Origin of the sequence: Mesorhizobium sp. M1078 (assembly GCF_040318615.1) — a bacterium.
In the GTDB taxonomy this organism is placed as follows: Bacteria; Pseudomonadota; Alphaproteobacteria; order Rhizobiales; family Rhizobiaceae; genus Mesorhizobium.
This window is the reverse complement of record NZ_JAMYMP010000047.1, coordinates 18,987-31,563: the sequence shown is the minus strand read 5'-3', so window position 1 is coordinate 31,563 and position 12,577 is coordinate 18,987. Positions and strand designations below refer to the sequence as shown.

13 protein-coding genes and 1 pseudogene are annotated in these 12,577 nt (G+C 60.0%); 7 read left to right on the top strand and 7 right to left on the bottom strand.

Annotated features, from left to right (window positions below):
* Nucleotides 1-148: pseudogene (locus NKH38_RS30745) on the top strand (transposase); the annotation flags it as partial.
* 371 nt (nucleotides 149-519) lie between these two features.
* Here the strand turns inward: NKH38_RS30745 and NKH38_RS30740 are convergent.
* The 5 genes from NKH38_RS30740 to NKH38_RS30720 all read right to left on the bottom strand — a co-directional run bounded on the left by NKH38_RS30740 (nucleotide 520) and on the right by NKH38_RS30720 (nucleotide 4,537).
* Complete coding sequence (locus NKH38_RS30740) at nucleotides 520-2,148, bottom strand: hypothetical protein (protein WP_352638656.1); 1,629 nt, start codon at nucleotides 2,146-2,148, stop codon at nucleotides 520-522.
* Nucleotides 2,111-2,365, bottom strand: a complete 255-nt coding sequence (locus NKH38_RS30735; RefSeq protein ID WP_352638657.1) for an ATP-binding protein — start codon at nucleotides 2,363-2,365, stop codon at nucleotides 2,111-2,113. The genes NKH38_RS30740 and NKH38_RS30735 overlap by 38 nt, the downstream gene beginning before the upstream one ends.
* A complete protein-coding gene (locus NKH38_RS30730) occupies nucleotides 2,362-2,877 on the bottom strand; it encodes a DUF4194 domain-containing protein (RefSeq protein ID WP_023731920.1) in 516 nt (171 codons plus the stop codon). The genes NKH38_RS30735 and NKH38_RS30730 overlap by 4 nt, the downstream gene beginning before the upstream one ends.
* 137 nt (nucleotides 2,878-3,014) lie before the next feature.
* Complete coding sequence (locus tag NKH38_RS30725; protein ID WP_352904757.1) at nucleotides 3,015-4,196, bottom strand: Wadjet anti-phage system protein JetA family protein; 1,182 nt, start codon at nucleotides 4,194-4,196, stop codon at nucleotides 3,015-3,017.
* Complete coding sequence (locus tag NKH38_RS30720) at nucleotides 4,172-4,537, bottom strand: hypothetical protein (protein ID WP_352765163.1); 366 nt, start codon at nucleotides 4,535-4,537, stop codon at nucleotides 4,172-4,174. The genes NKH38_RS30725 and NKH38_RS30720 overlap by 25 nt, the downstream gene beginning before the upstream one ends.
* A 744-nt stretch (nucleotides 4,538-5,281) precedes the next feature.
* On the opposite strand from NKH38_RS30720, the gene NKH38_RS30715 reads away from it, so the two are divergent.
* The 3 genes from NKH38_RS30715 (at nucleotide 5,282) to NKH38_RS30705 (ending at nucleotide 8,159) form a co-directional block, all read left to right on the top strand.
* On the top strand, nucleotides 5,282-6,292 hold the full coding sequence (locus NKH38_RS30715; RefSeq protein ID WP_352765165.1) for a GAF domain-containing protein: 1,011 nt from the start codon (nucleotides 5,282-5,284) through the stop codon (nucleotides 6,290-6,292).
* Between the two features lie 412 nt (nucleotides 6,293-6,704).
* On the top strand, nucleotides 6,705-7,697 hold the full coding sequence (locus NKH38_RS30710; protein ID WP_352765167.1) for a LacI family DNA-binding transcriptional regulator: 993 nt from the start codon (nucleotides 6,705-6,707) through the stop codon (nucleotides 7,695-7,697).
* Nucleotides 7,698-7,745: 48 nt separating this feature from the next.
* The gene (locus NKH38_RS30705) at nucleotides 7,746-8,159 is read left to right on the top strand and encodes a heme-binding protein (RefSeq protein ID WP_352765169.1); all 414 of its coding nucleotides are present in this window, start codon (nucleotides 7,746-7,748) and stop codon (nucleotides 8,157-8,159) included.
* Nucleotides 8,160-8,199: 40 nt separating this feature from the next.
* Here the strand turns inward: NKH38_RS30705 and NKH38_RS30700 are convergent, their stop codons facing one another.
* Nucleotides 8,200-9,231 carry an L-idonate 5-dehydrogenase gene (locus tag NKH38_RS30700; RefSeq protein ID WP_352765170.1) on the bottom strand — a complete coding sequence of 344 codons (1,032 nt, stop codon included), beginning with the start codon at nucleotides 9,229-9,231 and terminating at the stop codon, nucleotides 8,200-8,202.
* Nucleotides 9,232-9,245: 14 nt separating this feature from the next.
* Complete coding sequence (locus NKH38_RS30695) at nucleotides 9,246-10,166, bottom strand: 2-hydroxyacid dehydrogenase (protein ID WP_352765192.1); 921 nt, start codon at nucleotides 10,164-10,166, stop codon at nucleotides 9,246-9,248.
* A gap of 169 nt (nucleotides 10,167-10,335) precedes the next feature.
* On the opposite strand from NKH38_RS30695, the gene NKH38_RS30690 reads away from it, so the two are divergent.
* From NKH38_RS30690 to NKH38_RS30680, 3 genes are read left to right on the top strand one after another with little or no spacing between them, the layout of a single operon-like run.
* The gene (locus NKH38_RS30690) at nucleotides 10,336-11,073 is read left to right on the top strand and encodes an SDR family oxidoreductase (RefSeq protein ID WP_352765194.1); all 738 of its coding nucleotides are present in this window, start codon (nucleotides 10,336-10,338) and stop codon (nucleotides 11,071-11,073) included.
* A complete protein-coding gene (locus NKH38_RS30685; RefSeq protein WP_352765171.1) occupies nucleotides 11,042-11,620 on the top strand; it encodes a gluconokinase in 579 nt (192 codons plus the stop codon). The genes NKH38_RS30690 and NKH38_RS30685 overlap by 32 nt, the downstream gene beginning before the upstream one ends.
* Nucleotides 11,617-12,501 carry an NAD(P)-dependent oxidoreductase gene (locus tag NKH38_RS30680; protein ID WP_352765173.1) on the top strand — a complete coding sequence of 295 codons (885 nt, stop codon included), beginning with the start codon at nucleotides 11,617-11,619 and terminating at the stop codon, nucleotides 12,499-12,501. The genes NKH38_RS30685 and NKH38_RS30680 overlap by 4 nt, the downstream gene beginning before the upstream one ends.
* The last annotated feature ends 76 nt before the right edge of the window (nucleotides 12,502-12,577 follow it).

Genomic DNA, 12,577 nt, shown 5'->3' with positions numbered 1-12,577 from the left:
CGGTGTTGTCATGAGCCAGGCGGTGCTGATCGCGGTCGGTATCGACTGGGACGGAAGGCGCCAGATCCTGGCCGTGGAGATGGCCAATCGCGAGAGCCGCTCGCCCTGGAGGGACTTCCTCGTCGGCCTCAAGGCGCGCGGCCTCAAGCCGGCCTCGGCGATCGATGAGCTCTTCCTTCTCATCGCTCGCGCTGCCTAGCTGAAGCTTCACGAGGTCTAGTCCTTGTTGGATCGCTGGGTCGACTGTCGCTGCAATTCGGTCCAGCCGCTGCTGCAGCTCGGTTCGCATTACGTTATGCTGGTCGATGGCTTCAGCTAGCAGGTCGAGGCGGTCCGCGACCGGCACCTCCTCGATTAACGGCTCGAGCTTGCGTCGGATATCGTCGTGGAACCGCTCCGCATCCAAGTGTGTTGCCACCCAACCCTGGCGTTCCGCTATCTGGCGCGTCAGCTCAGCTTCCATCAACGGGGCAGCGGCGCGGCCGATCTTGAGGTCCTGTGTGCGCAACACTTCAACAACTATCCCGCTATTGTAAGCACCGTCGCGCATAATCGCGCGGCCACCCCAAGCAACACTGCCTGCGTATCAGCGAGACGCACTTGACCGGTGCGAAAGCGGATAAACGCCATGGCGAGTGGGTCCTCGCTGGCGAAGACAGTCGCCAATGATCCAGTCTCGAAGCCGGAGCGTTGTTCAGTCAAACGACGCGTATTAACCACGCGGCACCCGCGAAAGCTGTCGCGGCCGGAACGCAGGATCTCGACTGCGCGAGAAGCATGTTCAGGCTCGACTAGAATAGCTTCACGATCACGTCCCAGCAGCCCTTCCGCCGCCTCGCGCCAATCAGCGTCTATGATCTCCGCGACCTGACAAAGCGCTCGTGGCCGCATATTCTCCCTCTGCAGCGCGGCCATCAGCCGAACGGTGCGGTCATCGAGCGCGACCTGACCGGCGCGTGCGCGGTCGCGGCGGTGGACTAGATCAGCAATTTCTTCCTGCAGCTTGCGGCGCTGTGCAATCGCATTGTCGCGACGGTCGAGTATCTTTTCGACATTAACCAATGCAGCCTCGCGCGCGCCCGCGATGAGCTCTTCCATCTCGTGCGGTTCGCGCGGCCATCTCGGCGGCGCCAGCCCCCCGCTCTTTTTCTTGAGAGCTTCGAGGCTCTGGAACAAGGCGCCAAGCTTTAGCGATGCCAATTGTTCGCGATGGTCAAGCAAGCTGGCTGCGCGGGCAACGGCAAGAAATCGTGCTTGCAAGCGCTTCGAGATCTCTGCTTGGGCAAGCTCGACGGCCTTTAGTTCGCTCTGTACTACCGCGCGCTTTCCAGCAACACCCTCTGCTAGCGATTGCGCGACGAGACTCTCCTGCCGCTCGCGCAGCGACTTGATCTCGTCATCGCACCTATCGATCATGCGCTGCGTGTCGTCGACCGCAGCACGATTGTCTCGGCGTTCTTTGATGTTGGCAAGAAGAGCCGTACCCGCCTCGATCAGTGCTGCCAGCCGTGCGACGCCCCTGGCGATTTCCTCACGCTCGAGCAAGCTTACGAATGCGGCTACCAGTTCGGCGAGGGCCCGGAGTGCACCCAGCCGCCGTTCAAGTTCGTGGATGTCCTTCTGGATGTCGCGGTACCGCTGAATGCTCTCACGCAGTTCGCCGATGTTGATGTCGTTCTTAGCCAAAAGAAAATTGTGCACGAAGCCTTCAACAGACCGCATGTCTTCGAACGAGAGTGCCATCACAAACGCGCGAACAAAGCGCTCAGGGTCGCTGTGCCGCCTACCGGTGAATAGCTGGCGCATATATTCGCGGATATGGTTGCGTGGACCATCAGGCCGAATCAGCGCTGTTCCCTTAGCACTGCAGGCTAGCTCTAGACGCTCGCGCACCAACGTCCACGGCGCCGACCGCTGCTGGTTGCCCTCCAGGTGCTCGACGAGAAGGTCGGTATCTATGCGGATTCCGGGTGCGATATAGCGCCCCACGACTTGCGCCTCATCTGTGGCCGAAGCCTCAATACACAAGCCGACACTCACCGGCGGCCGAACTCCTTGTGGGTCCGCGAATACAAGCGCGATATGGGTTACAGCCTCTTCTCGCAAAAACTCATGCTCGTTGAGTTGACCCAAGCAGTAGCCGCGCAAGGTCCGCTCCGATTTGCGGTTGCCGGTTTCGCCCGCCGAGCGGTTGAATTGGTACCAACGCCGGGCCCCCCCCTGTCATCACTGCCTGGATTAAATCGATCAGCGTTGATTTGCCCGAACGATTTTGGCCCAAGATCGCGGTGTCACCGGCAATCGCCAGATCTTCGCGGTCGAACAAGTGCCATTGTACGAGCGCGATGTGGACGAGCTGCATCATGCCTCATCCTCCTCGTTGGCGTCCGTATTGTTGTTCACCGGCTCCAAGTCGGTGTCCTGAAAGTCCGGGCGGGAGAGCAGCTCTTCAAGATGGGCGAGGAATTCGTCACCGGCGACGGTAGCCACCAGGGCGCGGATCGTGAGTGGAATATCTTCCAATTCGTCGTCGAGCTCACCCAGGCGAATGATGGCGCGCCGCTCGAGAGTCGCGACCAGTGCTTTAAAATCGGCAATCGACAGGGTCGGCCGGCGGGCGCGCGCCACCATGTCCTGATATGCGTCGTAAGCGGCATTAAGCGTTACCAGCACACTCCCGTATCGCTCGACATCGCCCTCCTGAACGCCTTCTTCCCAAAGCCTGCGAAAGAGAAGTAGTACCAGGGTCTCGTCGATCCGCATGCGCGGATGGCTGATCTGTTCCGTGTCAGGCAGAATGCCTGCCCATCCTTCGCTCTCGCGCACAATATCGATAGCCGGCAACGTCAAAGTAGTCGGAAGCAAGCCGTTCGACATCCGATTTGAGCAACGTATCCAGGAGACTCGACGAACCTCGATCCTCGACGTGCAAAAACTGATTACGCAGCAAGTGACTAATCACCTGCCTTACGCGTTGCATGCGGCGCGGATCGCGCGCTTCGAGCGCCTGGAACTCACTGAGCATGCGAGCCCTCGAGCGTTATGCTGTCGCCTCGGCGTGTGACGGTGAAGCCAGTGCAACTTAACCAGGCATTGTCGACCCAGTGCCCGAGGGCAGGCGAAAAGCCAAACGCTGAAGCAAGGTGATCAGCTATAGCGTTGCCTCGGCCATCCTGGTCTGCCGCCAGAACCGAGAGCCGCAAAGTCTCGAACGCAAGAAAATCGTCAACGTTGTCGATCCAGAAATGGCTAGCGTCGCTTGCACCGAATGGAGGAACCCGCTTCTCCAAAAAGCGGCTTACTTGTTCCGGCGTCACCGCGAGGCGATTCAGATACCCGCGCTCGAGCTGCTTCCGAATTTCTCGCAGGGGATCTGGAGGGGGTAGGACGAGAACCCCGCCCGTCACTGTCGTGCGGTAGTTGCGTGCTCGCGCGAGTAGCAGCGGCGACCAATACGTCTGTCGGGACTCGAGCAGTCCGGATAGGCTGTAATCGGCTCGGTGCCCCCCGAGCAGTTTATCAAGCCGAAGCATGATCGGCTCGCTACGTTGAAGGAAAGTGCCGCCACGACGGCCTGCATAGCGCACCGTGTTGCGCAGGCGCGTTTCGAGCCGGCTGCGATGCTGTTGGATCCGCTCGAACGCTTCTTCGATCTGATCGAAAACACGCCGGACCTTGTGAAGGTCGTCGTACACCAAGTCCCGTGCAGCAGTGATGTCCGGGGCGAGTCGAACCTCGCAATAGGCTTCGGCGATTGCGCCAACGTCGGCGATCGAATCTTCGATTGAATCGAGCGCCGTGAAGATGCGACGACGAAACCGGTAGGGATGAGAAGTCGTCGAGATCGCGGCATAGTCCTGCAGTAGGATCCGCTCGACGAAGTCTTCGAAGTAGTGGCGCAGCCTGCGTCCGACGCTGTCGCTTGCCAAGACCTGCTTGTCGATTTCACGCAGCGCGCTCAGCACGCTACGCAGATAGCGCCCAAATGTGGCGGCGTCGCGGGCGGCTTTGTGCAGCCCCGGTGCGTTCTCCCGTGCATTTAGCAATAGAGCATCGAGTTCATTCTTTACCTGAATAACCAAGCCGCTCAACTGCTCTGTCAGGCCCTCGCGCAGATCGCAGAGAAACTCGGCGAGGCGCATGGCGCCAGCAGGCATGTCCACGGTTACCTTTAGGCCATAACGGCTCTCTTCGATCCAGCCTGTTGCAATGAGCCGGTTATAGATGTGGCGCGCCCGTATATCGCTTCGTTTGTCGCCTGCGGATCGGCCGCTTCCAAATTTCGCCGCCTGATGCGGCGTCCGCGGCGAGTGGCCAACTGGTCGAGAACGATCGGGGCCTCGTCCTCTCGCCAGAGTTCAGCATGCTCGCCCAACAATCCGTAGATCAGGTGAAGAGCCTCGCTCTGCGAGGGGAAGTGCAAGTCGGAACGATAAAAACCTTCATAGAGCCCGATCAAGATCCGCTCGTATAAGAAGCGGTTCGACCCAGCGAAAAGGGCGAATATGTCTGGGTTCAACTGACCAAACAGCATCAATTCGGTGCCTCTTCGCAGCCCAAATCAGCCGTATTCGCCATCTGCGCAGAACAAAACAGAAATGACATACCCTTAACCCCAAGCCCTGCAGATCAAAATTAAAGAACAGGATTCTGCCTTCGACTATCGAATATGTGGCAGAGTTGAGCAAGTAGATTGGCGAGAACCCAAAGTGGCCGAGGTGAGAGCAAGGGTTGCTTCCATCGATCGAGCGACGTGAACGGGAAGACTCTTTGCTACGGTAAGGAAGCGAGCGCGCTCTGACTAGAGCAGGCCAAAACTGCGGGCCTCGCCTGTTCGCCATTCCAAGCCAGCAAGACCGCTTGAGCAGCCTGGAGTACTTGTGAATTCAGACATTCAGTCAAGATGTCGGTTTTGGGGCCGCAAGCGGACTGACAGCTTCGGGCTCCGGATCCTCAATAGCGGAACTTTAATTCGGTGCGAACATCGTCGTGACGTGACCCGAAGCAGACTTTCGCAGGTGACATCGGGCATGACCGCCTCGCGCCTCATCTGGTTCATAGCGGGCACCCATGGCCGCTCGCGAAAGCGGACATTTCTCATGACCGGGACTGGGTGATTTGTGGCAGAAGCGGACATCAGAGGCTAATGGCTGCGCAAAGACGCTGGCCGGGTACTGACAATCAACTGCGCGGCATGTAACAGTGCTTGCTAATGTATGATGAGCAGTTGGGGAAGGATGCCGCTCGCACTCTTGGCGGATTTTTGGGGGAGACAGCCGACATGCAGAGCTCAGTCGAAATCGACCTTGCTGGTCGACTCGAATCAGCGGACCGGTACATTGCCGAGCTGGAAGTCGCCAAAGCATCTGGGGCAACTCAACTCAGTCAACTTTCTGCCGACAACAAGCGTCTGCTCGACCTCACCGAGGACCGCGCAAAGGAACTCGCGATCCTCAACAGCGTCGGCGAAGCAATGGCCAAGACGTTGAACGTCAAGACTGTCACACGCATCGTCGGTGACAAGGTTCGGGAGATATTCGGGGAGGACATCACGGAAATACTGCTGCACGATGAGGCATCTGATCTCATCATCGTCCCGTATTCATTCTATCGTGAGTACCAGGACGTGGAGCCGTTCACTTTGGGCGCAGGACTTACCTCAAAGGTCATTCTCTCTGGAACACCGCTGGTTATTGATACGTTTGAGCAGTCCCTCAAGTTTGATGTGATCGCACTTACCGAAGCGGAGCGATCAGAATCGTACCTAGGCGTGCCGATCATCGCTGGAGGCAGAACTCTAGGAGTTGTCAGCGTGCAGAGTTACCAAAAGAACGCCTTTAGCGAAGATCACGTGCGTCTCTTGCAAGCTCTCTCGTCGAGCATGGGAGTTGCCATCTCGAATGCCCGCCTTTTCGACGAAACCCAGCGGCTGTTGAAAGTGTCCGAGGACCGCGCAAAAGAACTCGCGATCCTCAACAGTGTCGGCGAAGCAATGGCCAAGACGTTGAATGTCAAGACCGTCACGCGCATCGTCGGTGACAAGGTGCGCGAGATATTTGGAACAGACGTCACCGAAATCCTGCTGCGTGACGAGAAGTCTGATCTGATCACCGTACCCTATGCGTTTTACAGGGACTATCAGGACCCCGAGCCATTTGCGATGGGCGAAGGTCTGACGTCCAAGGTCATACTGTCAGGCAAGCCATTGGTTTTGGGCTCGACTGAGCAACACGTTGCTCTGGGCGCACTTACGAAGGATATCGACGTATCGGTGCCGGTGAATGGGCAGTGAGGTTCAAAGGCCCAAGTGGCGTTCGCCTGCCTCGGTCGGAAAACGCTCGTTCCTAAACCTATCACAACTGGATGCTCGAATCTCTTCAATCTAAAGACAGAGATTCTTTGACCTCATCTGGAAGGGCGGTTTGGGATGGCCCGAAACGCTCATCGTGACAGACACACCCAACAGCAGCCGAAAGCCAATATTGACACCGCCGCGCCTCACCCGGGTCTCCGGTTATTGCCAGCCCCTCATGATATCGATAACATGTCCTTGGTATTGGGTTCCGGAGGTGGTTCATGAAGGCGAATAGCGACCAGGTAAGCCGTTTGGCGAAGCGTGAAACGTTCGCGGCGCGAGCAACCGCCGGAGTGGCTTGATGGCCAAGGCAGTGTCCTCAACGTCCGGCAATAACCATGCGCCAACTATGGTTGACGTGGCTCTGCGGGCAGGAGTGTCCACCATGACCGTTTCACGCGCACTGAAAGAGGGCAGCCGGGTTTCCAAGGCGACGCGGGAAAAAATCATGGTCGCGGTCAACGACCTTGGTTATGTGCTTGACCAGTCAGCCGGCAGCCTGTCCTCGCGCAAGACAGGGTTCGTTGCGGCTATCGTCCCGTCGATCAACAATTCCAACTTCGCTGACACCGCTCGCGGCATTACCGACGAGCTTGAAAGCACGGGGCTGCAACTTCTGCTCGGCTACACCGACTACACGGCTGAGAAGGAAGAACGGTTGATCGAAGCGATGCTCCGTCGGCGGCCGGAAGGCATTATCTTAACCGGCGGCGCTCACACGGATCGCGCGCGCCGCCTTTTGAAAAACGCCGGAATTCCAGTAGTCGAAACCTGGGAGTTGCCGGTAAAGCAGATCGATCAAGTTGTTGGGTTCTCCAACGAGGAGGCGATGGGACTTCTCGTCAAGACGCTCGCCAGGAAGGGTTACCGAAAATTCGGCTACATCGGTGGCACGACCTCGCGCGACACGCGCGGCAGCCAGCGGCGCGAAGGCTTCGTCAGGGCCATCGAGGAACTCGACCTGCCGACCGGCCGCCTCGTTTCCTTCGGCGTGCCGCCAATCTCCATCGAGCAGGGCGGCCAGGCCGTCGTCAGCATGCTAGAACGCTGGCCGGACACGCAGGCCGTGCTTTGCGTCTCGGATCTTTCGGCCTTCGGCGCGCTGATGGAATGCAAGCGCCGGGGCATGCGGGTGCCGCAGGACATCGCCATCGCCGGATTTGGCGACTATGAGGTCGCCGCCTTCTGCCATCCCGGCATCACCACCGTGAATGTGGACTGCTACGGCATCGGGCAACAGGCTGCTCGCAGATTGATCCAGGTGATCCGCGGCGACGAGAAACGGCACGGCCAGGAAATCGTCCTGACAGGCTATCGCGTCGTCGAGCGCGAAAGCACCTGACGTTCCCCACTGCAAATCCCAAGACAGAGAAGGGCAGTTCCCGCAGTGATGTTTCGAGAGACCCTCAGCCTCAGACATGAAGGCGCCTTGAAAGCCGTTGCTGCCGGGGCCGCGCGCGCTGTAACGATGGGCGTGCCACAATGTCTTGTGGTCGTCGATGCGAGCGGCGAGACCATCGCCAGCCTGCGTATGGACGGCGCACGGTTCCTGAGCCTGCATACGGCGCGGGCCAAGGCGCGCACGGCGGCGTCGATCAACGCCGCCACCGGCGGCATGGCGTTCGAAGCGGCACTCTCGGCAGGGATCGCCTCGCAGGGCGGCGTGACCAATTTGCCTGGCGGCCTGCCGATCCGCTTCGATGGCCGCCTGGCGGGCGGCATCGGTGTCGGTTCGGGAACCGGCGAGCAGGATTTCGACGTGGCACGCGCCGCGCTGGCGGCGATCGGCGCCGACGCGATTTAAGGAAATGTGGCGATGCGCCTCTGGCGCATCCGATGGATCTTTAGAACGCGATCTGGACCTTCATCGACCTGTTGCGGTCACTAGCGATCTCGAAAGCGGCAACCGCCTCGTCGAGCGGATAGATGCCTGACAGCAGCGGTTTGACAACCACCCGGCGGCGGTTGATCAGATCGACGGCAAGCGCGAATTCCTCGTGAAAGCGGAAGCTGCCGCGCATCTCGATTTCCTTGGCGACGATCAGGTTCTGCGGGATCGACACGTCGCCACCGAGACCCAACTGCATCAGCACACCGCGTGGCTTCAGAACATCGAGCCCGGCCCGCACGGCGCGTTCGTTGCCGGAGGCTTCGAACATGACGTCGAAACTGCCCTTGTCGACATTGTAGGCTGTGAGCTCTTCGCCGTTGGTGGCGACGTTGATGGTGCGGTCGGCGCCGATCTCCAGCGCCTTTGCCAGTACGCCGTCCATGACATCGGTGGCGACGATCTCGCGCGCGCCGTGGGCTCTGGCCGCAATGATGCAAAGCGCGCCGATCGGCCCGCTGCCGGTGACCAGAACCCGCTTGCCGAGCAGCGAGCCGGCGCGGTTCATGGCATGCAGCGTAACCGCAAAAGGCTCGGCGAAAGCGGCCTCGTTGATGGAGATATGGTCGGCGATTTTGTGGCACTGCCACGCCTCGGCGACAAGGCGCTGGCGGAACGCGCCCTGGATATGCGGCATCGGCATGGCGCTGCCGTAGAAGCGCATGTTCAGGCACTGGTTCTGCATGCCTTGCAGGCAGTAACGGCAGGCATTGCAGGGACGGCTGGGCGAGATGGCGACGCGGTCGCCGATGGCAAGCGCCGAAACGCCACCGCCGATGGCCTTCACCGTGCCGGCAACCTCGTGGCCGAGGATCATCGGTTCGCGCAGGCGGATCGCGCCGAAGCCGCCATGATTGTAGTAGTGCAGGTCCGAGCCGCAGATGCCGCCGGCTTCGACCGCGATCTCGACCTGTCCGTCGCCAGGGGAGCCCGGATCGGTCTCCTCGACCCGCAGGTCTTTTGCCGCATGGATGACGATCGACTTCATGATGGGATCCTTTCTCAGAGGACCGGTGTCAGCAAGGCCTGTCCGCCGAAATGGGCCGCGAGATTGTCGCGAACGAGCTGACCCATGGCCTTGCGGGTCTCCACCGTGCCGCTGGCGTGGTGCGGTTGCAGCACGACGTTGGCAAGCTTCAGGAAGCGCTCGTCGATGGTTGGCTCGTTCCAGAACACGTCGAGCCCGGCACCTTTTATGGCACTGGATTCCAGGGCCGCGAGCAAGGCAATCTCGTCGATCGTGCTGCCGCGCGAAATGTTTATTACAATACCGTCTGCTCCGAGCGCTGCCAGGATCGACGCATTAATCATGTGTTTCGTGCTTTCGCCGCCGGCGAGCGTTACGATCAGAAATTCGCTATCGCTCGCCAGTTCGAGCAGATCGCTGACGAACGTATAAGGAAGATCGTCGCGCTTGCGGTTGTCGAAATAAGAAATCGTGCAGTCGAATGCAGCGGCGCGCTTCGCCACCGCCGCACCGACGCGGCCCATGCCGACAATGCCCAGCCTTTTTCCACAGACACGCGTGACCAGCCCCATATTGCCCTTGCGCCAGCTTCCATCGCGCACGTAGGCGTCGGCCTGCGGGATTTTTCGCGCCACGGCGAGCAGCAGCCCGATGCCGATATCGGCTACGTCCTCGGTTAGAACATCAGGTGTATTGGTGACACGAATGCCATTCGCCCTGGCATAGGCAAGGTCGATGGCGTCGGTGCCCACGCCGTAGCAGGAAACGATTTCAAGCTGCGGCAGCTTCGCCATCAGCGCAGCACTTGCGCCAAGCTCGCCGCGCGTAGCTATGGCGCGGATCGCGCCAGCGTGGCTTGAGAGCAGCGCGTCCTTGTCCTCGGACTGCCAAAGTTTATGGACGCAATATTTCGCTTCAAGATCTCCCATGTCCCAATCCGGATAGGGACCTGTCATCAAAATGTCGGTCACGGCGTCATCTCCTGTGCATTTTCCCAATTGACTATGTTATCGATAACATTCATGTCAATAGGGACTGGCGGCAGGTACGTTGGAAATCGTGGCCGCTCCAGGAAACATTGCTCAGGAGGAGCGTTTGGGCAGTTCGTTGTTCGATTTGACCGGCATGCGGGCGCTGGTCACCGGCTCGGGGCAAGGGATCGGCCTGGCGCTGGCCGAGGGGTTGGCGCAGCACGGCGCCGCAATCGTGCTCAACGGACGCAGCGCCGAAAAAATGAAAACGGCTGCGGATAAACTGACAGCGAAGGGACATAAGGCCCATAGCGCCGTCTTCGACGTCACTGATCATGCAGCGGTGGCGAACGGCGTCGCGGAGATCGAGGCGACTATCGGCACCATCGATATCCTTATCAACAATGCCGGCATGCAGTTCCGAATGCCGCTCGAGGATTTCCCCGCTGACAAATGGGAGGAACTCTTGCGCACCAACATCTCCAGCGTGTTCTTCGTGGGACAAGCGGTGGCGCGGCACATGATCCTGCGGCGGCGCGGCAAGATCATCAACATCGCCTCGGTGCAAAGCGAACTGGCACGGACGAACATCGCGCCCTATACGGCCACGAAAGGCGCTGTGCGCAACCTGACGCGCGGCATGTGTGCCGATTGGGCGAAGCATGGCTTGCAGATCAATTCCATCGCGCCGGGTTACTTCAAGACGCCGCTCAACCAGGCGCTGGTCAACAATCCCGAATTTTCGGCGTGGCTGACCAACCGCACACCGGCGGGTCGTTGGGGCGATGTCGGCGAACTGGTCGGCGCGGCGATCTTTCTGGCGGGACCGGCCTCATCCTTTGTCAATGGACACACGCTCTATGTCGACGGTGGCATCACGACCTGCCTTTGAACCCGCGCTCATCGTCGTGATGGGTGTCAGCGGCTGCGGCAAGACCAAAGTTGGCGTCGAGATCGCCGCGCGGCTTGGCCTTGCCTTCGTTGAAGGCGATACGCTGCATCCGCGCAGCAATGTCGGAAAGATGTCGGCGGGCATACCGCTTGCAGACTGCGATCGATTGCCTTGGCTGGATCTGGTCGGCGCAGCCTTGCGCCAGGCTCGTGAGGAGGGTCGCGGGCTAGTCGTCAGCTGTTCCGCGTTGAAGAAACCCTATCGCGATAGGCTTCGCGATGCGGCGGGCGGGTCGCTGGTTTTCGTATTCCTGGAGGGGTCGCATTCGCTGCTGCAAGCCAGGCTAGCCGCGCGCCGCGGCCACTTCTTTCCACCGGCGCTGCTCGACAGCCAGTTCGCCACACTGGAGCATCCAGGCGGCGAGCCGCTGGTGGTCACAGTGGACATCGACGCGGCTGTCGACACGATTGCCGATAGAGTGTTGCAGGGCCTGGGTGCACTTGGGGTCGACCCTGCCGGGATCAAGGAAAAAGGCACGTTGAAATGACGCAACCAACAAAAGTCGCCGTTGTCGGCGCCGGCATCATGGGGTCGACGATCGCCACCCGCCTGATCGAGACGGGGCTAGCCGTGACGGTGTTCGATCTGGACAAGGTCAAGGTTGCAGCGCTGACTGCAAAGGGTGCGGCTGCGGCCGTGTCGGTTGCCGAAGCAACGCGGGAGAGCAGCTTCGTCATCCTCAGTCTCAACCATGCCAATATCGTGCGTTCGGTGGTGTTTGGCGATGGTGGTGTGGCGGCTGCGGCGTCGTCGGAAAAGCTGCTGATCGACATGTCTTCGATCGATCCTGTCGACACCGCGCAGATGGCCGGGAAGCTGTCTGCCGAGACCGGCATGAGATGGCTCGACTGCCCGCTTTCGGGCGGCGTTCCCGGCGCGCTGGCCGGCCGGCTGACCGTTATGGCGGGCGGTGAGGCGGCAGACTTCGTACACGCGCGCACGGTGATGCAGCATCTCTGCGCCAACTACACCTTGATGGGACCGAGCGGGGCAGGCCAGACGACCAAGCTGATCAACCAGCTCTTCTGCGCGGTGCTGTTTCAGGCCGTCGCCGAAGCGGTCAAGCTTGCTGAGGCCGGCGGCGTCGATGCGAAGGCAATCCCCGCGGCACTCAAGGGCGGGCGGGCCGACTCCAGCATTATGCAGGAGTTCATGGCAAAATTCGCTGCCCGCGATTTTTCGCCGACCGGCCGCATCGATAATATGCTGAAGGATCTGGATTCGCTGCAGGCCTTCGCGCTGAAAACCAAGACGCCGATGCCGATGACCGGGCAGGTGGTAGAGATCCACCGTCTGCTTTGCGCCGCAGGGCTGGGGCCAAGGGATTCGGCTGAGATGATGCTTCTGCTCGACGGCAAGACCAGTTGATTGGCTGGCCTGAATTTTCGTCGTCGCTTGACGCGTAGAAATGTTATCGATAACATCATTGGGGCGATCTTGGGAG